Source organism: Micromonospora sp. NPDC050695 (assembly GCF_040654415.1).
Classification (GTDB): Bacteria; Actinomycetota; Actinomycetes; order Mycobacteriales; family Micromonosporaceae; genus Micromonospora.
Window position 1 is genome coordinate 186,717 of record NZ_JBFAHZ010000008.1, and the last position, 24,755, is coordinate 211,471.

The 24,755-nt window shown below is 72.1% G+C and carries 21 protein-coding genes, 1 tRNA gene and 2 pseudogenes; 9 read left to right on the forward strand and 15 right to left on the reverse strand.

Features of this window, described 5'->3' with window-relative positions:
- Positions 1 to 2: 2 nt before the first annotated feature.
- The 5 genes and pseudogenes from AB0H52_RS08945 (at position 3) to AB0H52_RS08965 (ending at position 5,744) form a co-directional block, all read left to right on the forward strand.
- Positions 3 to 1,151: a bifunctional DNA primase/polymerase gene (locus AB0H52_RS08945; RefSeq protein WP_357946194.1), complete on the forward strand. Its 1,149-nt coding sequence runs from the start codon at positions 3 to 5 to the stop codon at positions 1,149 to 1,151.
- Positions 1,148 to 1,966 carry a DNA cytosine methyltransferase gene (locus AB0H52_RS08950; RefSeq protein WP_357946197.1) on the forward strand — a complete coding sequence of 273 codons (819 nt, stop codon included), beginning with the start codon at positions 1,148 to 1,150 and terminating at the stop codon, positions 1,964 to 1,966. The genes AB0H52_RS08945 and AB0H52_RS08950 overlap by 4 nt, the downstream gene beginning before the upstream one ends.
- 4 nt (positions 1,967 to 1,970) lie before the next feature.
- The gene (locus AB0H52_RS08955; protein WP_357946200.1) at positions 1,971 to 3,569 is read left to right on the forward strand and encodes a YfjI family protein; all 1,599 of its coding nucleotides are present in this window, start codon (positions 1,971 to 1,973) and stop codon (positions 3,567 to 3,569) included.
- A 533-nt stretch (positions 3,570 to 4,102) separates the two neighbouring features.
- Positions 4,103 to 4,303, forward strand: coding sequence for an excisionase (locus AB0H52_RS08960; protein WP_357946203.1), 201 nt, complete (start codon positions 4,103 to 4,105; stop codon positions 4,301 to 4,303).
- A pseudogene (locus tag AB0H52_RS08965) lies at positions 4,300 to 5,744 on the forward strand (integrase). Before AB0H52_RS08960 ends, AB0H52_RS08965 begins: the two are co-directional and overlap by 4 nt.
- A gap of 63 nt (positions 5,745 to 5,807) precedes the next feature.
- Here AB0H52_RS08965 and AB0H52_RS08970 read toward each other — a convergent pair.
- Positions 5,808 to 5,891: transfer RNA gene (locus tag AB0H52_RS08970), tRNA-Tyr, on the reverse strand.
- A 147-nt stretch (positions 5,892 to 6,038) separates the two neighbouring features.
- Between AB0H52_RS08970 and AB0H52_RS08975 the strand changes: the two genes are divergently transcribed.
- On the forward strand, positions 6,039 to 6,533 hold the full coding sequence (locus tag AB0H52_RS08975) for a YajQ family cyclic di-GMP-binding protein (protein ID WP_151488738.1): 495 nt from the start codon (positions 6,039 to 6,041) through the stop codon (positions 6,531 to 6,533).
- A gap of 568 nt (positions 6,534 to 7,101) precedes the next feature.
- Here the strand turns inward: AB0H52_RS08975 and AB0H52_RS08980 are convergent.
- Positions 7,102 to 7,629, reverse strand: a complete 528-nt coding sequence (locus AB0H52_RS08980) for a dihydrofolate reductase family protein (RefSeq protein ID WP_357946206.1) — start codon at positions 7,627 to 7,629, stop codon at positions 7,102 to 7,104.
- Positions 7,630 to 7,700: 71 nt separating this feature from the next.
- Between AB0H52_RS08980 and AB0H52_RS08985 the strand changes: the two genes are divergently transcribed.
- Positions 7,701 to 8,501, forward strand: coding sequence for a MerR family transcriptional regulator (locus tag AB0H52_RS08985; RefSeq protein ID WP_357946209.1), 801 nt, complete (start codon positions 7,701 to 7,703; stop codon positions 8,499 to 8,501).
- A gap of 72 nt (positions 8,502 to 8,573) precedes the next feature.
- Here the strand turns inward: AB0H52_RS08985 and AB0H52_RS08990 are convergent, their stop codons facing one another.
- The 9 genes from AB0H52_RS08990 to AB0H52_RS09030 all read right to left on the reverse strand — a co-directional run bounded on the left by AB0H52_RS08990 (position 8,574) and on the right by AB0H52_RS09030 (position 18,297).
- Positions 8,574 to 9,833: an MFS transporter gene (locus tag AB0H52_RS08990; protein WP_151488735.1), complete on the reverse strand. Its 1,260-nt coding sequence runs from the start codon at positions 9,831 to 9,833 to the stop codon at positions 8,574 to 8,576.
- Positions 9,834 to 9,977: 144 nt separating this feature from the next.
- Entirely contained in the window at positions 9,978 to 10,853 is an 876-nt protein-coding gene (htpX, locus tag AB0H52_RS08995; protein WP_151488734.1) for a zinc metalloprotease HtpX, read from the reverse strand.
- Positions 10,854 to 10,964: 111 nt separating this feature from the next.
- Positions 10,965 to 12,449, reverse strand: coding sequence for a proton-conducting transporter membrane subunit (locus AB0H52_RS09000; RefSeq protein WP_357946213.1), 1,485 nt, complete (start codon positions 12,447 to 12,449; stop codon positions 10,965 to 10,967).
- A 55-nt stretch (positions 12,450 to 12,504) separates the two neighbouring features.
- Entirely contained in the window at positions 12,505 to 14,013 is a 1,509-nt protein-coding gene (locus tag AB0H52_RS09005; protein WP_151488732.1) for an NADH-quinone oxidoreductase subunit M, read from the reverse strand.
- Entirely contained in the window at positions 14,010 to 15,944 is a 1,935-nt protein-coding gene (locus AB0H52_RS09010; protein ID WP_357946216.1) for an NADH-quinone oxidoreductase subunit L, read from the reverse strand. The genes AB0H52_RS09005 and AB0H52_RS09010 overlap by 4 nt, the downstream gene beginning before the upstream one ends.
- Positions 15,941 to 16,294 (reverse strand): NADH-quinone oxidoreductase subunit NuoK, encoded by a 354-nt coding sequence (gene nuoK / locus AB0H52_RS09015; RefSeq protein ID WP_151488730.1) that lies wholly within the window; start codon positions 16,292 to 16,294, stop codon positions 15,941 to 15,943. The genes AB0H52_RS09010 and nuoK overlap by 4 nt, the downstream gene beginning before the upstream one ends.
- A complete protein-coding gene (locus AB0H52_RS09020) occupies positions 16,291 to 16,848 on the reverse strand; it encodes an NADH-quinone oxidoreductase subunit J (protein ID WP_151488729.1) in 558 nt (185 codons plus the stop codon). Before AB0H52_RS09020 ends, nuoK begins: the two co-directional genes overlap by 4 nt.
- 25 nt (positions 16,849 to 16,873) lie before the next feature.
- A complete protein-coding gene (locus tag AB0H52_RS09025; RefSeq protein WP_151488728.1) occupies positions 16,874 to 17,485 on the reverse strand; it encodes an NADH-quinone oxidoreductase subunit I in 612 nt (203 codons plus the stop codon).
- A gap of 383 nt (positions 17,486 to 17,868) precedes the next feature.
- A complete protein-coding gene (locus tag AB0H52_RS09030; protein WP_151488727.1) occupies positions 17,869 to 18,297 on the reverse strand; it encodes an ester cyclase in 429 nt (142 codons plus the stop codon).
- A gap of 78 nt (positions 18,298 to 18,375) precedes the next feature.
- Between AB0H52_RS09030 and AB0H52_RS09035 the strand changes: the two genes are divergently transcribed.
- The gene (locus tag AB0H52_RS09035; RefSeq protein WP_357946221.1) at positions 18,376 to 19,395 is read left to right on the forward strand and encodes a glutathione S-transferase C-terminal domain-containing protein; all 1,020 of its coding nucleotides are present in this window, start codon (positions 18,376 to 18,378) and stop codon (positions 19,393 to 19,395) included.
- Positions 19,396 to 19,669: 274 nt separating this feature from the next.
- Here the strand turns inward: AB0H52_RS09035 and AB0H52_RS09040 are convergent, their stop codons facing one another.
- Positions 19,670 to 20,632 carry a complex I subunit 1 family protein gene (locus AB0H52_RS09040; protein WP_139588231.1) on the reverse strand — a complete coding sequence of 321 codons (963 nt, stop codon included), beginning with the start codon at positions 20,630 to 20,632 and terminating at the stop codon, positions 19,670 to 19,672.
- Positions 20,632 to 21,426: an NADH-quinone oxidoreductase subunit C gene (locus AB0H52_RS09045; RefSeq protein ID WP_151493148.1), complete on the reverse strand. Its 795-nt coding sequence runs from the start codon at positions 21,424 to 21,426 to the stop codon at positions 20,632 to 20,634. The genes AB0H52_RS09040 and AB0H52_RS09045 overlap by 1 nt, the downstream gene beginning before the upstream one ends.
- Positions 21,427 to 21,522: 96 nt before the next feature.
- On the opposite strand from AB0H52_RS09045, the gene AB0H52_RS09050 reads away from it, so the two are divergent.
- Positions 21,523 to 22,569: a glucose 1-dehydrogenase gene (locus AB0H52_RS09050; protein WP_151493147.1), complete on the forward strand. Its 1,047-nt coding sequence runs from the start codon at positions 21,523 to 21,525 to the stop codon at positions 22,567 to 22,569.
- A 16-nt stretch (positions 22,570 to 22,585) separates the two neighbouring features.
- Here AB0H52_RS09050 and AB0H52_RS09055 read toward each other — a convergent pair.
- Both AB0H52_RS09055 and AB0H52_RS09060 read right to left on the reverse strand, forming a co-directional pair.
- Positions 22,586 to 23,902, reverse strand: a pseudogene (locus tag AB0H52_RS09055) (DUF2252 domain-containing protein).
- A gap of 35 nt (positions 23,903 to 23,937) precedes the next feature.
- Complete coding sequence (locus AB0H52_RS09060; protein WP_151493145.1) at positions 23,938 to 24,519, reverse strand: NADH-quinone oxidoreductase subunit B; 582 nt, start codon at positions 24,517 to 24,519, stop codon at positions 23,938 to 23,940.
- Positions 24,520 to 24,755 lie beyond the last annotated feature (236 nt).

Genomic DNA, 24,755 nt, shown 5'->3' on the forward strand with positions numbered 1-24,755 from the left:
CAGTGTCCGCCCGGTGGCTGGTCGCGAGCGCGGTGCTCGGTCGGCCGGTGACCGACGCCGAGGCATACCCGCACATCTGCGGCCGACTGCTCGCCGCCGACAACGCGCGCAGCGGCCGGCCCGTCCTGCTACGACGCCGCGACTGCGCCGCCTGCGCCCAAGGCCGACACGAACGCCAACACCACCGGCCGCAACCCGCTCACCTCACCACCTCACCCGCACCACCGGAGAGGACCCGCACCATGCCCGACAACCCACTGCTCACCGCCGCGCTCGCGCACGCCGAACGCGGCTGGCACGTCTTCCCACTACGCCCCGACGACAAGCGACCCGCATTCCCCGACCACGCTGGCGACGACTGCACCGGCCGCGACCCGCGCTGCCGCACCGCCGGGCACCACCTCGGGTGGGAGGCCCGCGCCACCACCGACGCGGACCGCATCCGCCGAGCGTGGACGGCACGCCCGTACGGCATCGGCCTCGCCTGCGGACCGTCCCACCTCGTGGTGGTCGACCTCGACACCCCGAAGGACGACATCACCGGCCCGACCGGGCTGGACACCCTCGCCGAGCTGGCCGCCGCACACGCTGCCGGCATCGACCCGACGTACACGGTGACCACCGGGCGGGGCGGCACTCACCTCTACTACCGCCACCCCGACGACGGGCCGCCGCTGCGCAACACGGCCGGCACTCTCGGGCCGCTGGTCGACACCCGCGCTCACGGCGGTTACGTGGTCGCGGCCGGCAGCACCGTGGCCGGACGGCCCTACCGGGTCGACCTGGATACCGACCCCGCGCCGCTGCCCGGGTGGCTGGTCGGCCGGTTGATTCCGGCGCCGCTTCCGCCGCAGCGGCCGGTGGTGGTATCGCTGCCAACCGATCGCAGCGGCGCGTACGTCCGGGCCGCGATCACCCGGGAAGCCGACCGGGTAACCACCGCGTCGGCAGGGGAGCGCAACCGGGCGCTCTACATCGCTGCCGTGGCGCTCGGGCAACTCACCGCCGGTGGGTCGCTCACCGCCGAGAACGCCGAAAGCGTGCTGGAACAAGCCGCAGCGCGGGCCGGGCTGGGCCACGTCGAGACGGCACGCACCATCCGATCCGGGCTGGCCGCCGGCAGCAAGCGACCCCGGCAGGTGGCCGCATGAGCCCGGGGCCGCTAAACGTGTTGGAGCTGTTCGCCGGTATCGGCGGGCTGTCGCTGGGGTTGCAGCGGGCCGGAATGCGGATCGTCGGTCACGTCGAAATCAACCCGTTTTGCCGCGCCGTCCTGCACAAGCACTGGCCGGAGGTTCCCGCACATGACGACGTACGCAGTGCCCTCACCTGGTGGCGCTCACAGCCTCGCCCGCGCGTCGATGTCGTCGCCGGCGGCTACCCCTGCCAACCCGAATCCCTGGCCGGACCCCGGCGCGGCACCGACGACCACCGGTGGCTCTGGCCCGAGATGGCCCGCGTTATTCACGCCCTGCGTCCCCGATACGTCATCGGCGAAAACGTCATGGGACACCGCACCCGGGGACTTCGTTTCGTGCTCCGAGACCTCGAATGCCTCGGATACGCCGCCACCCCCGGCATTGTCTCGGCTGGCGAGGTGGGGGCACCTCACCGGCGTCAACGCATCTTCGTCCTCGCCGTGCTGGCCGACTCCGAAGGCGGCGGATTCGATAGCGGGAGCGAGCTACGGCCGGATAGCAGCCGGCGGCGGAGGACCGAACCTGCTCGCAGCCGTCCGGCTCTGGCCGACTCCCACGGCCCGCGACGCCAGCCGTGGAGCGGGCTGGGACCGGCCAGAACGGCCGCTGAGCGAGCGCGCTGGTGGACCACTGAACCCGACGTGGGTCGAGTGGCTCATGGGGTTCCCGACCGGGTGGACCGACTGCGCGCCCTCGGCAACGCCGTCGTCCCCCAAGTCGCCGAGCACATCGGCCGCATCGTCCTCGACCACCACGAAAGCAGGTGACCCCATGACACCAGCACGGCTACACCTGGTCACCGACCACCCCGACGCCACCGGCGAGCCGGCCACGGGCGGGCCGCTGTGGGATGTTCCAGTGCCCTTGACCGGGCCGAGCACCGCGCCGCCGCCGTTCCCGGTCGACGTGTTCCCCGCCTGGCTCGGCGACATGGTGACCGGCGTCGCCCGGTTCACCCAGACCGACCCGGCGATGGCAGGCACCCTCGCCGTAGCCGTGCTCTCCGCATGTGCGGGTGGCCGCCTAGAGGTGGAGCCGGTCGGCGGGTGGCGCGAGCCAGTGAACGTGTTCGCCGCCGTCATCGCCGGCCCCGGCGAACGCAAGAGCCCTGTGCACCGGGCGATGACGCTGCCGCTGTTCACCGCTCAATCCACCCTCGGTGAGGCGATGCGACCGAGAATCGCCGAGGCGGCAGCGCTGCGCGACATCGCCGACCGGCACGCCGAACAAGCCAAGACCCAAGCCGCGAAGGCCAGCGACCCGGGCAAGCGGGGCGAGGCCGCCGCCGAGGCGGTAGCCGCCGCCATCGCGGCCGAGGCGATCACCGTTCCCGGCCTGCCCCGCCTGATCGTGGACGACGCCACCCCGGAAGCCCTCATTGGCCTGATGGCCGCCAACGGCGGACGCATGGCGATCATCTCCGATGAAGGCGGGATTTTCGATACCCTCGCCGGCCGGTACTCCGGTGCCCCGAACCTTGACCCCTACCTGAAAGGCCACGCGGGACAGCCGATGAGCAACGAACGGCAAACCCGCGAGGGAGCCTCGGTCGACAAACCCGCGCTGACCGTGTGCGTCATGGCGCAACCGACCGTGCTGCGGAAATTCGGCGGGAACGCCGACCTCGCCGGCCGAGGGCTGCCGGCCCGGTTTCTGTTCGCCCTGCCCCGATCCCTCGCCGGGTATCGGCTGGTCGACACGGAGCCGGTGCCCGAGGCGGTGACGGCCGGCTACCGGAGCCGGGTGCACGACCTGGCCGCGACCCTCGCCGAGTGGGAAGACCCCGCCGTGGTCACCCTCACCCCCGAGGCGGGGCGGGTGCGGCTGGCCGCTGCTCAGGAGGTGGAAGCGCAGCTACGCCCCGGCGGCACCTTGCACGACATGCGGGAATGGGGCAACAAGCTTTCCGGCGCAACGCTGCGCCTGGCTGGGCTGCTGCACGTCGCCCACCACCCCGCCGACGCGTGGCGACGCCCCATCGACGCCGACCGGATGGCCGACGCGGTGAGGCTGGCGGAGTTCTTCGCGGCGCACTACCGGGCAGCGCTCACCACGATCGGCAGTGACGCCGCGATGGAGAACGCCCGGTACGTGCTCGGCGTGCTTACCAGCAAGGGCATGGCCACCTTCACCCGCCGGGAACTGCACCGACGCGTCATCCGCCGGCTGTCGAAGTCCGACGAAGTGTCGACGGTGCTCGCCGAACTGACCGCCCTCGGCTGGGTCCGCTCGGGTGCGGATGGCCGGTACGAGCTGCACCCCCGCGCCGTGGCAGAGGACCCCGGAAGCGTTGACACGTTGACAACCGCCCCCGATGCCGACGTTTCCGCAGCTCAGACCACTCGTGAGGGTGTCAACGGGTCGCGTTGACAGCCGTTGACAGGCGTTGACAACCCGCCGCCGGCCGACCCGGTGTCAACGGGTGTCAACGCTTGTCAACGGGGGGCGTTGACACCCCGACACCGGCTCTCACCTGCGGAAACGTGGCCGGGTCGGCCGATTGTCAACGTGTCAACGCATCCCGCCCCCTCCCGGCGGCGCGAGGCGTGTCGACACGACCACGACACCCCGGAAACGGCCTACTGAGAGCGCCTGAGAGCACCACGCCCTACGCCTTACACCCGGACGCCTCGGATCTTGCCTCTACGGCGCTCTCAGCGGGCCGTGCTACGCCCTTCTGCCGCATCGCCTAGCCCACCCTCCAACATGCAACCCGCACCGACCGGAAGGCGCTCACCGTGCGAATCAGGCTGCACGGCACACCCGCTGAAACAGCCGCAGCGCTCGACGCCATCGCCCGCGTGCTGCACATCCACCAGGTCAGCCGCCCCCTACCCCGACCGCCGATCCCCGCTGTTCCAGCGCATTTACCTCCAAGCCACCCCGAGGGAGGACACCCGCCCATGACCAGCCGCCGAACCCCCACCGGGAACCTGCTTTCCCTCGCCGAAGTCCTGGACGAACTGCGCGTACCCCGGTCGACCTTCTTCCGCTGGAAGGCCACCGGCCGCGCACCCCGAACGATCAAGTACCCGAACGGCAGCCTGTACGTCCGCCGCCGCGACCTGGACAACTGGATCAACGACCACGAAGAGGCAGCATGAGCAGCTACGACGTGCGGGTGTGGAGCATCCTTCCGAACCGCAGCCAGAAGAAGCCCAGTTACTCCGTCCGCTGGTTCGTCGCGAAGAAGCCGTTCCGGAAGACCTACGCCACCCGAGCGCTTGCCGAAAGCTTTCGCGCCAAGCTGATCATCGCGCAGCGGGAAGGCGTGGCGTTCCATGAGGCCAGTGGGCTACCTGAGCCGATGGCGCGGGCGCTCAACACGCGATCGTGGTACGCGCACGCCGTGGCGTACGTCGACGTGAAGTGGCCCCGCGCGTCGGCGAAGCATCGCAAGGGCATCGCCGAGACGCTGGCCACCGTCACACCGGCTCTGCTGTCGACGGACCGGGGCGTGCCCAGCGACAAGGCGCTACGGGACGCGCTCTACGGGTGGGTTTTCAACAAAGCTCGCCGCGACGCTGGCGACCCGCCCGCTCACCTGGCCGCCGCCGTGCGCTGGCTCAAGGCCAACACCGTTGATCTGATGGCGCTCGCCGACGCTGCCCTGGTGCGGAAGGCGCTCGACACGCTCGCCCTCCGGATGGATGGTGCCCCCGCCTCGGCAAGCACGATCGCCCGTAAGCGGGCAGTCTTCTCCGGCGCACTCAAGTACGCCGTTGAGCTGCGACTACTCGACACGCACCCAATGACCCTGGTGAGCTGGACCGCCCCGAAGACGGCCGATGAGATCGACCGGGGAGCGGTGGTCAACCCCGATCAGGCGCGAGCGCTGCTCGCCGAAGTCGGCCGAACGGTGCCCGAGTTGGAAGCGTTCTTCGGATGCATGTACTACTCCGCCCTACGCCCCGAAGAGGTGCTGCACCTGCGCGAAGACGAGTACGAGCGGCCCGCTAAGCCTGACGGGTGGGGCGTGCTGCACCTGACCGGCTCGACGGTGGCCGTGGGTCGGGACTGGGGCGACGGGGACGACACGGCCGAGGAACGAGGGTTGAAGCACCGAGCGACGACCGCCACGCGGGATGTACCGGTGCCGCCGCCGCTCGCGCGGCTGCTCGACCACCACGTCAAGGAGTACCCGCCCGGATCGAACGGGAAGCTGTTCGTCACCCGGCGCGGCCCGGTGGCCGGTACGTGCCTACCGCCGGTCAGCCGATCCCGAACAACACCTACGGAAAGGCGTGGCGCGACGCACGGATCAAGGTGCTCACGTCCGCACAGCAGCGATCCCCGCTGGCTCGCCGGCCGTACGACCTGCGGCACGCCGCTGTGTCGCTCTGGCTCAACGCAGGGGTGCCGGCCACCCAGGTCGCCGAGTGGGCCGGACACAGCGTGCACGTCCTCATGCGGGTCTACGCAAAGTGCGTCTACGGCCAGGAGGAAGCGGCCCGCCGCCGGATCGAGGCCGCGCTAGGCGGCACGGAAAACGCCGACGCGAATACGACGCGACCCGCGAGATCGAGCGGGACAGAGTCGGACTGAGTGAGACTCACGAAAGAGGCCCCTGACCGGCGTTCACGCTGGTCAGGGGCCTCTTTGCGCACCTGGTGGCGGGTAGAGGATTCGAACCTCTGTAGCTTTCGCGACGGATTTACAGTCCGCTCCCATTGGCCGCTCGGGCAACCCGCCAGGGCACCCCACCGCGTCGCAACGCGGCGGCGGAAGCAAGGATAGCGGCTCCCCCCGGGCCTGGTGCAACCGGGTACGGTCAGGGGGTCGTGCCGCTGGTCGGTGGCCGACAACAGGCCCAGACCGCCGGACAGCAGGAGCATCAGCATGGCAGCGAACCCGTCGTTCGACATCGTGAGCAAGGTCGACCGCCAGGAGGTCGACAACGCCCTCCGTCAGGCGGAGAAGGAGCTCGCAACGCGGTTCGACTTCCGTGGCACCGGCGCGGAGATCTCCTGGTCCGGCGAGGAGGCGATCGGCCTTCAGGCGGAGACCGAGGAGCGGGTCGCCGCTGCGCTGGACGTGTTCAAGGAGAAGTTGGTCAAGCGGAACATCTCGCTGAAGTCGCTGGACGCTGGCGATCCGCGGCCGTCCGGCAAGGTTTTCAAGATCGACTGCAAGGTGATCCAGGGCATCGAGACCGACAAGGCCAAGGCGATCAGCAAGAAGATCCGCGACGAGGGTCCCAAGGGTGTCCAGGCTCAGATCCAGGGCGACCAACTGCGGGTCACCGGCAAGAAGCGCGACGACCTCCAGGCGGTCATCTCGCTGCTCAAGGGTGAGGACTTCGGCGTCGCCCTCCAGTTCACCAATTACCGCTGACGGCGAGCGGCCGGCCTGGTGGCCAGGCCGGCCAACGTCCCGTTGCCCGGGTGAACGTCCGGGGCGGTCGGGCAGTGTCGGAGACGGGATACCGATCAGGCTGATCCGGCGGTGAGCCCATCGACGACGAGAGCCTGGACGGTTCGCAGCACAGCGGCCTCCTGCTCGTGCCCCACGGTGCCGGCGACAGCGGCCCAGTGCGCGGCGCATTCGGCGGCCAGCGCCCAGTCCTACGGGACAGATGGACGACGATCTCCTCGTCGTCCGGCGGCCAGTCTCCGGAGCCGGGAACATCGGGGATCCAGTGAGCGATCTGCCTCCACCCCGCTCTGCGTATGGTGCTCGCCGCCGAGACGACCTGGCGAAGATCACCGTTCTCTGCCGCGACGCTGATCTCGCTGTCGAGTGCGCCGTCCAGGTGGCGCCACTGACGGGTGGTCATGCGGAGGCCGACCACCGTCTCAGGATCTCCGAAGCGGTCCATCCGGCCATCATCGTCGAACTCCCGGTCCGCGCGGGTGCCCCGCGCACCGCTGCCCGGCTCTTCGGCAGGCGCGGCCACCGGACCTCAGCGGACGACGGTGTACCAGTGTGCGGTCTCGCCCGGAATCGGTGCCAGGCGTACCTGTTCCCCGCCCGGGTCGTCGAACATCCGTACGCCGTCCCCGAGCAGCACCGGCGCGAAGAAAATCAGGATCTCGTCGAGCAGCCCGGCGCGGAGGCACTGCTTGGCGACGTCCGCGCCGAGGATGTTCACGTACTTCTCGCCGGCGGCCTCCTTGGCCTGTGCGACGGCGTTGTGCAGGTCGCCGACGAACGTGACATCCGCGGATGGCTCGGGCGGCGGCCGGTGGGTCAGGACGAACACCGGTCCGTGGTACTGGCCGCCGAAGGCGCCTTCGCTCTCGGTGCCGCGGTTCGGGTCGTCGCCGCCGAAGGTGCGGTTGCCGGCCAGGATCGCGCCGACGTTGGCCAGCAGGCGGTCCGCGGTCGGGTTGTCGCCGGTGAGGTGTTCGGTCAGCCAGGACATGTCCCCGCCGGGGCCGGCGATGTAGCCGTCGAGCGATGCCGTCGCCGAGTAGAGCAGCTTGGCCATGGTTCCCCTCCCGTCGACGGGTCAGGCTGCGGCTTGCAACCGGTACCCGGGTACGGGCTTACCGTCGGATGGTGACCGACGAACGCCCTGTGGCGGACGACGCCTGGGTTCCTGAATCCTGCAGCCTACCCACGGCGGAGCGGCCGGTCCGCCTCGCCGAGTTTGACAGTTTCTTCGCCGAGGCCGTCCGGTGGTTCGACCGGCCGTCCGCGCAACGCCTGCGGCTGCACCTGACCGGTACGGAGCAGGCGGAGCGCTCCGCACGGGACCTGGCCGCCCGGGAGTCGGCGTGTTGTTCGTTCTTCACCTTCGAGGTGACCCGGAGTGGCCCGGACGCGGTGACCATGGAGGCGCGGGTGCCGGCCTCGCACGTCGGCATCCTCGACGCCCTCACCGAACGGGTGCGAAGCGGCGGCACCCCAACGGGAGGCGGCACGCCGGCGCCGGACGCGCCCTGGTTGCGCAGCGGTCAGCTGGCGACCGCGGCGGGGGTGAATCCGCAGACCCTGCGCTACTACGAGCGTCGCGGCCTGCTCAGCGCGCCTCGGCGCTCACCCGGCGGGCACCGGCTGTACCCGGCGGACGCGGTCACCCGGTTGCGGGTCATCAAGACGGCCCAGCGCCTCGGTTTCACCCTCGGTGAGGTGGCCGACCTGCTCGACGCGGGGCGGCACGAGCCGGGTGCGGGCCTGCCCGCCCGGGCCAGGGCGAAGCTGGCCGAGGTGGAGCGGAGGTTGGTCGACCTGACAGCCGTCCGGGACACCCTGCGGGCGGCTGTCGAGGCCGGCTGCGACGACCTGGTGGACTGCGCCGGCACCTCATGGTGCCCGCTGCCGTTTCCGGATCCGCCGCCCATCCCCGCGGCACGCTGAGATCGACCCGGGTTCCTGATGTCGGGGCATCCGCTTTGGCGGCACACCGCGGTGTGCAGGAACCCGAGTTGATCAGACGGCGACCGGCTCTTCGGCGCGTACCGCCGATGTTTCCGCGCGGGCGATGGGCCCGGCGGGCAGCGCGGCGACCCCGGCCGCGACGGCGACCGCCGCCCCGGCGAACAGGAACGCCCACGGCACGCCGCCGGCGTGGTCCACGATGAGGCCGGCCCCCGCGCCGCCGGCGGCGCTCGCCGCCACCGCGACGGTGACCACCCAGGTGTACGCCTCGTTCAGCATGCCCGTCGGGGCGATCCGCCCGACCAGGGTGTTCTCCAGGGTCAGCGCGGGAGCGATGGTGGCACCGCCGACGATCAGCGCGATGCCCAGCGCCAGCGGTGTGGGCATCACCGCGAACACCACGAAGGTGCCGGCCAGCGCGGCGAGCAGCCCGGCGAACTGCCGGGTCATGTTCGGTGCCGGACGGCGGACGCCGAACCAGAACCCGCCGACGGCGCTGCCGATCCCCCACACGGCCAGCAGGAGCCCGGCGAGGCTCTCCGGATCGTCGGTGGTGTAGTCGCTGGCGTACGCCGGAACGGTCACGCCGGCGGCGCCGAACGCGATGCCGAGGCCGGCCACGCAGACCAGCAGGGCCGGGAAGCCGGCGACGCGCAGTGGGCCGAGCCCTCGGGCCTGGTGCTCGCGGGGGTGCGGCCGCCAGCCGCGCATCACCTGGCCGAGGGCCACGGCGGTGGTGCCGACCAGGGTGACCACGGCCGCTCCGATCAGGGCCGCCGCCGCGTCGGCGACCAGCACGAAGCCGGCCACGAGCAGTGGGCCGAGCACGAAGACGATCTCGAACAGCGTGGTCTCCGCGGCGAGCGCGGTGTTGCGCAGGGCGGAGCGGCCCGAGGCGGGGCTGGTCAGTTCGTTCCACGCGCCGCGGATGGCGGCGGTGAGCGGCGGGTAGGTCGCCCCGGCGACGCCGGACGCCAGGTAGATGGCCGCGAGGGCGTCCTCGCCCGACCGGCTGGCCAGCAGCAGCCCGGTGAGCGCCAGAGGGTGGGCCACGGCGGTGACCAGGAGGACGGGGCTGGGGCCGACCCGGTCGGCGACCCGCCCGGCCACCGGGCTGAGCGCGGCACCGGCGATGGCGTAGATGCCGCCCGCCACGGCGGCGAGCGCGTACCGCCCGGTCACCTGCTCGACCACCAGCAGCAGCGCCAGCGGTGTCATGCCGATCCCGAGACGCCCGATGATGCCGGTGACCAGCAGCATCGGCGCGCCGGGGATCCGCCAGACACCCAGGTACTGACGCAGCGCGGCCACCGTGAACCTCCCAAGGATGTAATGAGCGTGAGCCGTTACGACCCTAACGCCGACGCTTGCCCCCAGGTACCGGATATCGGCCCCGACACAGCACTCCGCCCGCAGCCGGGGCGACCGGGTACGGGCGGAGTGAGGATCAGCGGGTCAGCGCTGGAACTGCACCGGCCCCGAGTTGGCGGCCATCCGCTCCAGGCGGGCGACCCGGTCCTCCATCTTCGGGTGGGTGGCGAAGAGCGCGGCCACCGCGCCACCGGAGAACGGGTTGGCGATCATGAGGTGGGCGGTGCTGGTGAGCGTGCCCTGGGCCGGCAGCGGGCGCCGACGGGCCACGGCGTCGATCTTGCGCAGTGCGCTGGCCAGGGCCAGCGGGTCGCGGCTCAACTCGGCACCCGAAGCGTCCGCCTGGAACTCGCGGCTCCGGCTGATCGCCAGCTGGATGATGGTGGCCGCGATCGGACCCAGGATCAGGGTCAGCAGCAGCACGGCCGGGTTCGGCGAATCCTCGTCGTCCCCACCGCCCAGCGGGATGAACCAGGCGATGTTCGCCAGGAACGTGACGATGCCGGCCAGACCGGCCGCCACGCTGGAGATCAGGATGTCGCGGTTGTAGACGTGCGACAGCTCGTGGCCGATCACGCCGCGCAGCTCGCGGTAGTCGAGGATCTCGGTGATGCCCTGCGTCACGCAGACCGCCGCGTGCTGCGGGTTACGACCCGTGGCGAACGCGTTGGGCTGCGCGGTCGGGCTGACGTACAGCCGCGGCATCGGCTGCCGGGCCTCGGCCGCCAGTTCACGGACCATCCGGTACAGCTCGGGGAACTGCGCCTCACTGACCGGTTGCGCGCGCATCGAGCGCAACGCGAGCTTGTCGGAGTAGAAGTAGGAAATGCCGTTCATGACCAGGGAAATGAGGACGGCGATGACCAGGCCGCCACTGCCGCCGAACCCGTAGCCCACCGCGAGGATCAGGGCGGTGAGCAGGCCGAGCAGCGCGGCGGTCTTCAGACGGTTGTGGTGCACGATCTCTCCTTCGGTGCACGGATCGCCGGGATCCGCTGACCGGTCCAACAACCCGGTACCCGTCAACCATCCGTCTCAACGCTGAGAGTTCACTGAGACTGGATCGGCAGGTCAGCGCCCGGCCAGGTCGAGCACCAACTGCGGGACGACACCGACCACCACGGCGGCCACCGTGGCCACCGCCAGCACCACCGCCACCACACCCACCAGGGGTACGCCCACCGCGCCACCCGCGGCCGTCGGCGACGTCGACGGCGCCCACAGGGCCGCGGTCACGCGCAGGTAGTACGCCAGCCCGATCACCGCGTTCAGCGCCACCACCAGCGCCAGCCAACCGGCGCCACCGTCGAGCAGCGCCCGGACCACGGTCACCTTCGCGAACAGCCCGGCCAACCCCGGCGGCAGGCCGGCGAGACCCACCAGCGCGAGACCGAGCGCCGCACCCCGCCACGGGTGTTGGCGGGCGGCCCCACGCAGGTCGTCGAGCGTGCCGCCGGCCGCCCCCACCGGGCGCAGCGCGGTCACCCCCGCGAACGCGGCCAGCTCCAGCAGCACGAAGAACACGGCGTACGCCACCGCGGCCGCGTACGCCGCCGAGCGGGCCTCACCGGTGCGGCCGGCGGCCAACGCCAGCGCGCCCAGCGGGGCGAGGATGTAACCGGCCTGCGCGACGGACGACCAGGCGAGCAGCCGGACGGTACGCCGCTGCCGCAGCGCGACCAGGTTGCCGACGGTCATGGTGAGCACGGCGAGCACGGCGAGCACCGGGCCGGTCTGGTCGGCCGGCAGCGCCCGCTGCACCACGGCCAGCAGCGCGACGAGCCCACCCAGCTTCGACACCGTGGACAGGTACGCGGCCACCGGCAGCGGCGCCCCGTCGTAGGTGGCCGGCGCCCAGGCGTGGAACGGCACCGCCGCCACCTTGAACGCCAACCCGACCAGCAGCAACGCCACCGCGGCGGTGGTCAGCGGCAGGTCCCGCAGGTCCGGTCGTTCGGCCAGCAGCGCGCCGAGCCGATCCAGGTGCAGCCCGCCGGTCACCGCGTAGAGCAGCGCCGCGCCGAGCAGCGTCACGCTGGTGGCGACCACACTGACCACGAAGAACGTCACCGCCGCCTCGGCGCTGGCGAGGCTCCCCCGACGCAGGCCCACCAGCACGTACAGCGGCAGGGTCAGCGTCTCCAGGGCGACGATCAGGGTGATCAGGTCGCCGGCCGCGCCGAGCACCACGCCGCCGGTCATCGAGCAGGCCAGCAGGAAGCAGTACTCCCCCACCGGCGACCGCCCGGCCCGCAGCGCGGGTGCGGACAACCCGAGCACGCCCAGCGTCAGCAGCGCCACCACCGCACCGACCAGGGCCGCGCGTCCGCCGAAGACCCAGGAGCAGTCGGCGCCGGCGCAGAACGTCCGCCGCTCGCCGGCCGCGCCGACCAGGGCCGCGCCGACCGCGGTGCCGAGGGCGCCCAGCCCGGCCACCACGACCGTGACCCGAGGCCGCGCCAGCAGCAGGTCGGTGATCAGCACGAGTACGGCGGTGCCGGCGGCCAGATAGGCCGGCAGCAGCGCCACGCTGTCCACGCTCTGCACCACGCTCATCTGCGCCTGCCCTCGTTCACGACCGCGGTGCTCCGCTTCGCCGCACTCCTCGCGCTCACCGGGACACCACCCCGATCAGGGCGTCGACGGGCGCCTCGGCGACGCCGAGGACCAGAGCCGGTGCCAGTCCGATGGCCAACGCCAGCAGCACCAGCGGCACCCACGCGGTCAGCTCCGCACCGGCCAGGCCGGCACCGACCCCGCCGACCGCCGGACTCGGCCGGCCGTGGGTGACCTGGCGCAGCAGCCGCAGGAAGTACGCGGCGGTGAGCGCGCCGCCGACCGCCGCCAGCACCCCGAGGGTCGTCCACAGCGGGCCGCCCCGCTGGATCGCCGCGACCACCGCGAACGCCTCCCCCCAGAAGCCGGCCAGCCCGGGCAGGCCGAGCGACGCGACCGCCGCGAACGCGAGCAGGCCGGCCAGCCGGGGCGCGGTCTCCCGCAGCCCGGACAGCTCGGCGAGAGTGCCCGTGCCGGTACGGTCCTTCACGGCACCCGCCAGGAAGAACAGCAGTCCGGTGATCACGCCGTGCGCGACGTTGCCGATCAGCGCCGCCTGGATGCCGGTGGCGGTCAACGTGGCGACGCCCAGCAGCACGAACCCCATGTGCCCCACGCTGGAGTACGCGATCAGCCGTTTGACGTCCGCCTGGGCCAGGCACACCAGTGAACCGACGAGGATCGCGGCGACGGCCAGCACGCCCAGCACCGGGGCCGCCCAGCGCGCGCCCTCCGGCGCCACGCCCACCGCCACCCGGATCAGGCCGTACGTGCCCATCTTGAGCAGCACCCCGGCGAGCACGACACTGCCCACCGTGGGCGCCTGGGTGTGCGCGTCGGGCAGCCACGAGTGCAGCGGCCAGAGCGGACTCTTCACCGCGAAGGCCAACGCCAGCAGGGTGAACGCGGCCAGTTGGGTACCCCGGGACAACCCGTCGCCCCCGGTCAGCGCCACCACGTCGGCGGTACCGGCGGCGGCGACCACCACGTACACGCCGACCAGCAGCAACACCGACCCGAACAGGGTGTACAGCGTGAACTTGCGGGCCGCCCGACGCCGGTCCGGGCCACCCCAGCCGGCGATGATCGCGTACATCGGCAGCAGGACGACCTCGAAGAAGAGGAAGAACAACACCAGGTCCAGGGCGAGGAACGTGCCCAGGATGCCCACCTCGACCACCAGCAGCAGCGCCACCAACGCCCGGCCGCTGCCGCCGTCGGGCACCCGCCACATCGTGTACGCGCAGCAGAGCAGCGTGAGCAGCGCGGTCAACACCACCAACGGCCAGGAGATGCCGTCGACACCGAGATGGAAACGCAGCTCGAGGCCGGGCACCCAGGGCAGGTCGAGCTGGTGCCACGGGCGCACCGCCGGCTCGCCCGCCGACCACGCCACCCAACTCCGCCCACCGAACACCAACGGCACGGCGGCCAGCAGGGTCAACGCCGCCGCGATCGTGCCGACCAGCCGGGCCGCCCGGTCCCGGGGTGTCGCCGCCACCGCGACCGCACCCAGCGCCGGCACCGCCAGGACGGCCACCAGCAACACCTGTCCAACGGTCATCGGTTGGCTCCGATCAGGGCGGCGGCCAGGCCGATCAGCAGCGCGCCGGCCAGCACACCGGCGGCGGCCCGGGGCAGCGCGGCCCGGTGCAGCGCCGCCAGCCCGGCACCCAGACCGGACGCGGCCCGCCCGCTGCCCTCGACGGCGCCGTCCACCACCACCTCGTCGCCGGTACGCGCGGCGCGGGCCAGCGCCCGGGCGGGGCGTACGACGAGGGTGCGCTGGACGTCGTCGAGCCGGAACGCGCGGGCGAAGACCGGCCGCAGCGGACCCAGCGCGGACGCCGGATCGGCGGCCGTGTCCCGACGCCAGCCCACCGCCACCAGCCCCGCCCCGACCACCAGCAGCGCCAACGGCAGCAGCGCCTCCGGCCCGACGTGGACCAGCCCGTCCTCGGAGCCCGCCACCGGCACGGTGGCGAACCGCAGCCGGTCGGCGAACGCCCCGACGAAACCGGCCAGGCCGAGCAGCGCGGCCGGCACGGCCAGCAGCAGCACCGGCCAGCGCAGCAGCGCCGGCGGGTCGTGCGGGGCGACCAGCGGCAGCCGGGGCTCGCCGAAAAAGGCCCGCAGCAGCAGCCGGCCCGCGTACCAGGCGGTGACCGCCACGCCGACCAGCCCGGCGATCCAGACCAGCCAGCCCACCCAGGACGGCGCCGGGCCGGTGCCCTCCAGCGCGGCGGACTCGGCGACCGTCAGCACGCCGTCCTTGCTCCAGAAGCCGGCCAGCGGCGGCACACCGGCCAACGCGCCCAGGCCCACCACCGTGCACCAGAAGGTCACCGGCATGCTGCGCCGCAGGCCGCCCATCTCCGACATCAGGGTGGTGCCCACGGCGTGGATCACCGCGCCGGCGGCGAGGAACAGCAGCGCCTTGAACGCGGCGTGGGTGAGCAGGTGGAACAGCGCCGCCGACGGTGAACCGACCGCCAGCGCGCCGGTCATGTAGCCCAACTGGGAGACGGTCGACCAGGCCAGCACCCGCTTGATGTCGTCCTGGGCGGTGGCGGCGAGCGCACCGAGCAGCAGGGTGATCGCGCCGAGCACCCCCAGCACGGTCAGCGTCACCGGCGCGGCCGTGAACAGCGGATAGAGGCGGGCCACCGCGTACACGCCGGCGGCGACCATCGTCGCCGCGTGGATCAGCGCGGAGATCGGCGTCGGGCCGGCCATCGCGTCCGGCAGCCAGGTGTGCAGCGGGAACTGCGCGCTCTTGCCGGCCACCCCGGCCAGCAGCAGCAGACCGGCGGCCGTCAACGTCGCGCCGGAGTGGTCGTGGGTGAGCACGTCGGTGATCCGGAAACTGCCCGTCGACACGCCGAGCAGGGCGATGCCGAGCAGGAACCCGACGTCACCCACCCGGGTCACCAGGAACGCCTTCATGGCGGCGGCGGGTGCGCCGGCCAGTCGGCGGTCGTGGGCGATGAGCAGGTACGAGCAGAGGCCCATCACCTCCCACCCGACCAGCAGCATGATCAGGTCACCGGCGACAACCACGAGCAGCATGGCGCCGGTGAAGAGGCTGATCTGCGCCGCGTACGGCGGGTAGCGGTGGTCGACGTCGACGTCGTCGTGCGGGCCGCGCCGCAGGTAGCCGATCGAGTAGACCTGCACGGCCAGGGCGACCGCGGTGACCGCCACCGCGACGAGTGCGGCCGCGCCGTCCAGCCGGACACCCAGGGTCACCATCAGCCCGCCGATGTCGACCCAGGTGGTGGACGTCTGCGTCGGACCGTCGACCGTCACCAGCAGCGCGACGGCCAGCGCCAACGCGACGGCCGCGCCGGCCACCCCCAGCGTCACGGCGGCCGTCCGGGCACGGTCCCCGCCGGCCGCACCACCCCGGTGCCGCGGGGCCGGTGGCAGCAGCAGGCCGAGCAGGCCGGCGACCAGCGGTACGGCGGGCAGCAACGCCCCGAGCAGACCCGTCACCGGCCCGCCTCCACATCCTGGCCGACGGTCCGCGTCGACACGGCAGGCTCGGTCAACGCCACCTCATCCACCGCCACGGTGGCCCGCAGCCGGTAGAGCTGAAGGACGATCGCCAGCCCCACCCCGATCTCGGCGGCGGCGAGGACGATGACGAACAGCGCGAAGACCTGCCCCGAGTGCGGGAGCACGGCGCGGGCGGTCGTGTCGGCGGTGACCAGGATCAGGTTGACCGCGTTGAGCATCAACTCGACCGCCATCAGCACCAGCACGGCGTTGCGGCGGCGCAGCACGCCGTACACGCCGAGGCCGAACAGCAGGGCGGCGGTGACGTACGGGATGACCGGCCTCACCGGCGACCCCCGGTCGTCACGTCGACCCCGCTGCGGGCCGTGCTGTCAGCCGGGCGAGGGCGGCCGATGTCCGGGCGGGACAACACCACCGCGCCGACCAGTGCCGACAGCAGCAGCACCGAGAGCACCTCGAACGGCAGCACCCAGGACTGGAAGATCTGCTCCCCCAGCCGCTCCGCGCTGCCCGCACCGGGCAGCTCGACCGTGCCCCACCGGTACGCGTCGACCAGCAGAACGGTCAACCCCAGCCCCGCGCCGCCCCCGATCAGGGCGGCCGGCCAGCCGGGCCGGTCCAGGTCGTCGGAGGCCCCGATCGGCGCCCGGGTCAGCATCACCGCGAACAGCAGCAACACCACCACCGCGCCCACATAGATCAGCACCTGCACCCAGGCCACCAACTCGGCGCCGAGCACCAGATAGTCACCGGCCAGCGCGCCCAGACAGACCACCAGGTAGAGACCGGCCCGGACCAGATGTTTCGTCGTCACCACCAGCACGCCGGAACCGACCGCCACCGCGCCGAGCGCAAGCAGCAGCACATCCGCCCCGGTCACCGGGCCACCCCAGCGGCTCGGGCGCTCACGAGGCGGGACCCGGGTCGACGTCGGGCTCCGGGCGTACCGATGAAGGGGCCGGACGTGCGGCGGACGCCTTGCGGGCGGCGGACGTCTCCTCCTTGGCCGGCTCGCCGTTCGGGTCGTGCGCCGGCGGCGGCGGGACGGTGGCCATCCACTGGCCGAGGTGGTCCTTGTCGTGCAGCAGGTCCTTGATGTCGTACTCGGCGTACTCGAACTCCGGTGACCAGTAGAGCGCGTCGAACGGGCAGACCTCGATGCAGATACCGCAGTACATGCAGAGCGAGAAGTCGATGTCGAACTTGTCGAGCACGTTGCGCTGGCGGGGGCGGGCGGCACCCGGCACCGCCACCTCCTCCTTGTGCGAGTCGATGTAGATGCACCAGTCCGGACACTCGCGGGCGCAGAGCATGCAGACCGTGCAGTTCTCCTCGGACAGCGCGATCACGCCACGCGAGCGGGGCGGCAGCTCGGGGGCGACGTCCGGGTACTGCTGGGTGGTCGAGCGGCTGGTCATCGTCTTGAGGGTGACCGCCAGCCCCTTCACCAGGCCCGCGCCGGGAAGGCCGCGCTCGCTGGCGTCACCGCGCTCGCTGGGGTCGCTCATGTCGACCATCCTGCCCTGTGGCCTCGGCGCGCGCGACCACCACCCACAGGTCGACGACCCCAGGGTGTACCCGGGAAGCGCGAACCGCGCGGAGAATCGATGACGACCGAACTGGACATGTTTCACACCCCGGCCGGCGGCTGGACCACCGATGGTCTCGACAGACTCCCCGACGGCATTCTGCTCATGCCAGCGCCTCCTCGAACCTCGCACCAGTGGGTCGCGGCACATCTCATGACAGCGCTACTGGCGGATCGAGACGGAGGGTGGCGCGCTGGAGGTCGTCACCTACCGGATCGACGCGGTGAACGAGGTCTACACCAAGACGGGGCGGTGGACGACGTTCGTCGACACCGGCGAGCCCTTCCCGATCAACCTGCCGATCAGCCGGATCACGCCCCGGGTCCGCTGACCACGGCCGGTGGGAGCATCTCGACGCCGAGCTGCTGAAGCAGCTGGAACAGCTCGTTGCAGCTCCACACCTCGACGATCCGGCCCGCCGCGTCGAAGCGCAGGAACGTCGCACCCGAGTAGCTGACCACCTGACCGGTGGGCGGCACCGGCCCGAACTGCCCGGCCTGGGTGCCGGCCGCCCGCCAGTGCACGGCCACCCGCTCACCCGCCGCCACCACGTCCACGATCTTGTAGCGCAGGTCCGGGAAGGCCGCCCGCCGCTCGCGGTGCCAGGCCAACGTCGCCTCCGGCCCGGTCCCGCCCAGCCCGGGGCACTCGTCGGCGACCAGCTCGTACGCCGACTCCTCCCGGCGGGAGTTCCACACGTCGGCGATGAACCGCCGGGCCGCCGCCTCCACATCCGTCACCTCGGCAGGGTAGCCGGACACCCAGCCGTAGATCCGTAAGGATTGGGTAGAGGACAGTGCGCGAACCGGGAGGGCGACGTGGGCGAGCAAACAGGCGGTAAGTACGTCGAGCCGGGTGGCGAGTTCACCCGGGACCAGCGGTACATCGCGACCCGGATCACCAAGGACGGGCGCGACGGGTACCCGGTGGAGCCCGGCCGGTACCGGCTGGCGGTCAGCCGAGCCTGCCCGTGGGCCAACCGGCTGATCATCGTGCGGCGCCTGCTCGGCCTGGAGGACGCCATCTCGATGGCGGTGGCCGGCCCGACCCACGACGCCCGGAGCTGGACCTTCGACCTCGACCCGGACGGCCGCGACCCGGTGCTCGGCATCGAGCGCATCCAGGAGGCGTACTTCAAGCGCTTCCCCGGCTACGAGCGCGGCATCACCGTGCCGGCGATCGTGGACGTGCCGACCGGGCAGGTGGTAACCAACGACTACGCCCAGATGAGCCTGGACCTGTCCACACAGTGGGCCGCGTACCACCGCGAGGGCGCACCGCAGCTCTACCCCGAGCACCTGCGGGAGCAGATCGACGAGGTCAACGCCGTGGTGTTCCGCGACGTCAACAACGGGGTCTACCGGTGTGGCTTCGCGGGCAGCCAGGAGGCGTACGACAAGGCGTACCACCAGCTCTTCGACCGACTGGACTGGCTGACCGGGCGGCTGACCGACCAGCGTTACCTGGTCGGCGACACGATCACCGAGGCCGACGTGCGGCTGTTCACCACGCTGGTCCGCTTCGACCCGGTCTACCACGGTCACTTCAAGTGCAACCGGCAGAAGCTGAGCGAGATGCCGGTGCTGTGGGCGTACGCCCGGGACCTGTTCCAGACCCCCGGGTTCGGCGACACCATCGACTTCGACCACATCAAGCGGCACTACTACGAGGTGCACCGCGACATCAACCCGACCGGCATCGTGCCGCTCGGCCCGGACCTGTCCAACTGGCTCACGCCGCACGGCCGCGAGTCGCTGGGTGGCCGCCCCTTCGGCGACGGCACCCCACCCCCACCCCCCGCCGAGCCGGTAGACCCCGCCCACACTCCGCTGCGCTGACCGGAGACCCACGAGCCCCGCGCCGCGCCGCGCCCCCGCCTGCGGCGAGCGGGACGGTGGAGTCGCCGCAAGATCGTGCTAGATCCTGGATGTAGTGGCCTCCCGGAACACCGAGGCCACTAAAACCAGGATCGAGCGCGATCATGCGGCGGGCGCGGGCGCGGGCGCGCGGCAGGCGCGGGCGCACGGCAGGCGCGGGCGCACGGCAGGCGCGGGCGCGCGGCAGGCGCGGGCGCGCGGCAGGCGCGGGCGCGCGGCAGGCGCGGGCGGGGGGCTACAGGGCTACGCGGACGGCTGCTGTGAGGACCAGTTGCGCGAGGGAGGCCGGCACCAGGACCAGCCAGCAGAGTCGTTGCAGCTGGTCCTCGCGGAGCCGGGGGTAGGAGACCCGGAGCCAGATGATCACGAAGGCCACGGCGAACACCTTGAGCAGCGTCCAGAGCCAGCCGAGCTGGTCGTCGGCGAACGGGCCCTGCCAGCCGCCGAGGAACAGCACCGTGGTGAGCGCGGCGATCACCACGATGCCGACGTACTCGGCGAGCAGGAAGAAGGCGAAGCGCAACCCCGTGTACTCGGTCATGTAGCCGAAGACCAACTCCGAGTCGGCCACCGGCATGTCGAACGGTGGCCGGCGGATCTCGGCCAGTCCGGCGACGAAGAAAATGATCATGGCGGGCGCCTGCCAGAGCAGCCACCACGGCTGCCACGCCTCGACGATGCCGGACAGGCTGAGCGTGCCCGCCGCCATCGCCACCGAGGCGGCGGCCAGCACCAGCGGCAGCTCGTAGCCGAGCAGTTGCGCGGCCCCGCGCAGCCCACCGAGCAGGCTGTACTTGTTGGCCGACGCCCACGCCGACATGAGCACCGCCACCACCCCGACACCGACCACGGCCAGCACGAAGAACAGGCCGATGTCCAGAGGTTGCCCGACCAGGTCGTTCGGGCCGAGCGGGATGACCAGCAGCACCAGCAGGTAGGGCACCAGGGCCACCGCCGGGGCCAGCCGGAACACCGCCCGGTCCGCCTCGCGCGGGGTGACGTCCTCCTTCTGCACGAACTTGACGCCGTCGGCCACCAGCTGCGCCCAGCCGTGGAAGCCGCCCGCGTACATCGGACCGAGCCGGCCCTGCATGTGCGCCATCACCTTGTGCTCGGTCTGGCCGACCAGCAGCGGCAGGGTGAGGAACGCGACCAGCACACCGCCCACCCGCAGCACCAGCTCCACCCAGAGCGGCATCAGCGCGTACCCCCGTCGTCGCCGGTGCCGTCGGCCGCCGGCGGGTCCGCGACCGGATCGGGCCGCGCGGACCCCGCCGGGCCGTCGGCGGTGCCGGCGAGCCGGGGAGTACGCGCCGGACGGGCCCCCGGCGCCGGCCGTGCGGGCCGCTCACCGGCCGGTCGGGCCGGGGTGCCGCCGCGCGGGCCCTCCCCCACGCCGCCCGCGCCCGCCGGGGTGGGCGTGCTGCCCCACTCGCCCGGAGCGGGCACACCCGGCGGGCGGATCGGCCGACGGCCACCGCCGGCCTCCGACTCGCCCGGTTCCTTCGCACCCGGCCACGGCTTGGCCACCCGCGAGGCGAGCACGAACTCCTTGCGCAGCGGATGGCCCTCGAACTCCGGCGGCAGCAGCAGCGGTCGCAGCTCCCCGTGGCCGGTGAAGCCGATGCCGAACATCTCGTGCGTCTCCCGTTCGTGCCAGGCCGCCCCCGGGTAGACGTCCACCACCGAGGGCACCGTGGGTGCGTCGCGGGGCACCCGGGTGCGCAGCAACACCCCGTGCCGCAGCCGCGTCGACCAGAGGTGCGCCACCACGTCGAAGCCCTCGGCCAGCTCGTCCACGGCCGACAGCCAGTCGAAGAAGTCGCAGGCCAACTCGTCGTCGTCGCGGGCCGTGCGCAGCGCCTCCGACCAGGTCGCCGGCGGAACGTCGACGGTGGCGCGGGCGAACCGCTGCCCGCCGGAGACCGACGGGGTCGCCTCGACCGGCGCGAGCAGCGCGACCAGCCGAGCGCCGACCTCTTCGGGAGTCATGCCGCTGATCCTAGTGCGGGCCCGACCCGCGCCGACCCGCCGTCGATCTGCCGGCTTTGCCAGGCGGCGCGGCGGCCGGCGGGGAAAGATGAGGGCGTGCGCGCTGTCACTGTGAGACCCGGAGTCGCCAACTCGCTGAGCCTCGTCGAGGATCAGCCTGAGCCCGCGGCCGAGGAGGGTTCCGTCCTGGTGGAGGCGCTGGCGGTGGGCATCTGCGGCACCGACCACGAGATCATCTCCGGGGCGTACGGCGAGGCGCCGCCGGGGGCGGACCGCCTGGTCATCGGGCACGAGTCCCTGGGTCGGGTGATCGAGGATTCCAGCGGCACCCTGCAACCCGGTGACCTGGTGGCCGGCATCGTCCGGCATCCCGACCCGGTGCCCTGCCCGAACTGCGCGGTCGGCGAGTGGGACATGTGCCGCAACGGTCAGTACACCGAACACGGCATCAAGGCACTGCCCGGGTTCGCCCGCGACCGCTGGCGTATCGAGCCCCGGTTCGCGGTCGGGCTCGACCCGGCGCTGGCCCAGGTCGGCGTGCTGCTCGAACCGACCAGCGTGGTGGCCAAGGCGTGGGACCACATCGAGCGGATCGGGCACCGGGCCGAGTGGCAGCCACAGACCGTCCTGGTCACCGGGGCCGGACCGATCGGGCTGCTGGCCGCCCTGCTCGGCAGCCAGCGCGGGCTCTCCGTGCACGTGCTGGACCGGGCCACCGACGGGCCGAAGCCGGAGCTGGTCGCCGGACTCGGCGCCACGTACCACGCGGTGCCGGTCAACGACCTGCCGTTCGAGCCGGACGTGGTGATCGAGTGCACCGGCGCACCCACGGTCGTCCTCGACGTCATGTGCAAGGCAGCGCCCACCGGGATCGTCTGCCTGGCCGGCGTGTCCAGCGGCGGCCGCAGCATCGACTTCGACGCCGGAGCGCTCAACCGGGCCCTGGTGCTGGAGAACAACGTGGTGTTCGGCTCGGTGAACGCCAACCGGCGGCACTGGACCATGGCCGCGCAGGCACTCACCCGCGCCGACCAGGTCTGGCTCTCGTCACTGATCACCCGCCGGGTGCCGGTCAACAGGTACGCCGACGCCTACACCGCCGGGCCGGACGACATCAAGGTGGTGCTGGAGTTCGCCTCCTGAGCGACGTCGCGGCGGATCAGATGCCAGGCAGCCGGCCGTTGCGGAACAGGTCGACGAAGAGTTGATGGTCCTGCCGGGCGCGCACCCCGTACGCGTGCGCGAACTCCACCAGGTGGGTGACGAATCCCGACTCGTCGGCGCCCACCGCGGCGACGATCGCCGCCTCGGTGGAGTAGTCCACCAGGTCGTGACTGGACTCGTCGTCGGCAACCGAGTGCATCCGGGCCACCGCCCGACCCAGGTCGACGAGCACCCCGCTCAGGTCCTCCGGCTCGTTGACGTCCGACCAGTCCAGGTCGGCGGCGTACGGGGAGACCTCGGCGACGAGCTGACCGGCCCCGTCCAGCTCGGTGAAGCCCAGCCACGGGTCGGCGTGCGCCTGCAACGCCCGCTGCGACTCGGCGGTCCGGTGCCCCTGGTGCTGGAAGTAGTCGCGGACCGTCTCGTCGGTGACGTACCGCGCCACCGCCGGCACCTGCGCCTGCTTCATATAGATGACGACATCGTTCTCCAGGGCCTCGGTGTGCCCCTCCAACAGCAGGTTGTACGACGGCAGCCCGGCCGAGCCGATGCCCACCCCCTTGCGCAGCACCACGTCCTTGATCCGGGCCGCCACCGGGCGCAGCCGTGCCGCGGCGGCGGGCAGGGTGCCCAGGTACTCCTCGAAGGCGGCGCGAACCTTGTCCCGGGTCGCGTCGTCGATCTCGAAGACCCCGTCGCCGACCGAGAACCGCCGCTCGTAGTTGTCGACGGTGGTCTGCGCGGCGAGCAGGTCGACGCGCGTGTTGAGCCGCGCCTGCTGGAGGACCCGGCGCAGCACCCCGTCCGCGTTCTCCAGGGTGATCGAGCCGATCGCGTCGTCTCCGCCGGCGGCGATGGCCCGCAGCTCGGTCAGGTACTAGCGGGCGAAGCCCGCCACCAGCTCACCGATCACCGTGTCGGAGAGCGCCTTGCCGTAGCCGAGCAGCGCCACACTGGCCGCGAAGCGTCGCAGGTCCCAGGTGAACGGCCCGACGTACGCCTCGTCGAAGTCGTTGACGTTGAACACCAGGTGCCCGGAGGCGTTCATGTACGTGCCGAAATTCTCCGCGTGCAGGTCACCGTGGATCCACACCCGGCTGGTCCGCTCGTCGAGGAACCGGTCGTCGGCGAAGTCGCCGAGCTGGTCGGCGTAGAACAGCGCGGCGCTGCCCCGGTAGAAGGCGAACGGCGACGCGGCCATCTTGCGGAACTTGCGCCGGAAGGCGGCCGGGTCGATGGCCATCGACGCGCCGAACTCCTCGGTGAGCACGTCGATGATGTGGGCGGACCGCTGGTCCACTGAGCTGCTCATGAAGCGCAGGCTAGCCCGGCCCGGCCACCCCGGTGTCAACCGGCGGCGGGTGGGCGTACCGGCGGGGCGGTGAGCGAGTCGACGGAGCGCGCGGCGGCGGCTTCGCGGGGCGGGGCGTCCAGCGGCGCGGCGAGCAGATCCCGCTGCGGCACGCCGCCGATGCCGGACTGCTCGGCGGCGATCTTCTCCTGCAGGCGCAGGATGCCGTGCAGCAGCGCCTCCGGTCGGGGCGGGCAGCCGGGCACGTACACGTCGACCGGGATGAGCTGGTCGACGCCCTTGGTCACCGAGTACGAATCCCAGTAGGGGCCGCCGCAGTTGGAGCAGGCGCCGAACGAGATGACGTACTTCGGCTCGGGCATCTGGTCGTACAGCCGCTTGATGGCCGGGGCCATCTTGTCGGTGACCGTGCCGGAGACGACCATGAGGTCGGCCTGCCGGGGGCCGTGGGCGAACGGGATCACGCCGAGCCGGATGAAGTCGTGCCGACCCATGCTGGTCGCGATGAACTCGATCGCGCAGCAGGCCAGGCCAAAGTTGAACACCCAGAGCGAGTAGCGGCGCCCCCAGTTCAGCACGAACCGGATCGGCTCACCGAGCACTGCCGGTAGCTGCACGCCTGCCCCCTTCTGTCCTCCACCCGACAGTCAACCACAGGGTCCGGCCGCTTCACCGGGAGCGGCGAGCACCCGTGCTGCTCGACTCGGCGCACCGTCCATCCCGGCCCGGCCGGCACGGCTGGCAGGGCCGGGATGGACACTGAGGTTCCCCCGATAACGCGGAGGCGTTCGGCGTCGCTGCTGGTGGTGCCCGGCCGGCGCCGGTCTCGGCCTTCTTCACCCACGTGCGCAAC

What these genes read in the sequence shown, in the direction of transcription:
- AB0H52_RS08950 (WP_357946197.1), top strand. Translation starts at nt 1,148, where the DNA reads ATGAGCCCGGGGCCGCTAAACGTGTTGGAGCTGTTCGCCGGTATCGGC.
- AB0H52_RS08955 (WP_357946200.1), top strand. Translation starts at nt 1,971, where the DNA reads ATGACACCAGCACGGCTACACCTGGTCACCGACCACCCCGACGCCACC.
- AB0H52_RS08960 (WP_357946203.1), top strand. Translation starts at nt 4,103, where the DNA reads ATGACCAGCCGCCGAACCCCCACCGGGAACCTGCTTTCCCTCGCCGAA.
- AB0H52_RS08975 (WP_151488738.1), top strand. Translation starts at nt 6,039, where the DNA reads ATGGCAGCGAACCCGTCGTTCGACATCGTGAGCAAGGTCGACCGCCAG.
- AB0H52_RS08980 (WP_357946206.1), bottom strand. Translation starts at nt 7,629, where the DNA reads ATGGCCAAGCTGCTCTACTCGGCGACGGCATCGCTCGACGGCTACATC.
- AB0H52_RS09000 (WP_357946213.1), bottom strand. Translation starts at nt 12,449, where the DNA reads ATGAGCGTGGTGCAGAGCGTGGACAGCGTGGCGCTGCTGCCGGCCTAT.
- AB0H52_RS09005 (WP_151488732.1), bottom strand. Translation starts at nt 14,013, where the DNA reads ATGACCGTTGGACAGGTGTTGCTGGTGGCCGTCCTGGCGGTGCCGGCG.
- AB0H52_RS09025 (WP_151488728.1), bottom strand. Translation starts at nt 17,485, where the DNA reads ATGGTCGACATGAGCGACCCCAGCGAGCGCGGTGACGCCAGCGAGCGC.
- AB0H52_RS09040 (WP_139588231.1), bottom strand. Translation starts at nt 20,632, where the DNA reads ATGCCGCTCTGGGTGGAGCTGGTGCTGCGGGTGGGCGGTGTGCTGGTC.
- AB0H52_RS09045 (WP_151493148.1), bottom strand. Translation starts at nt 21,426, where the DNA reads ATGACTCCCGAAGAGGTCGGCGCTCGGCTGGTCGCGCTGCTCGCGCCG.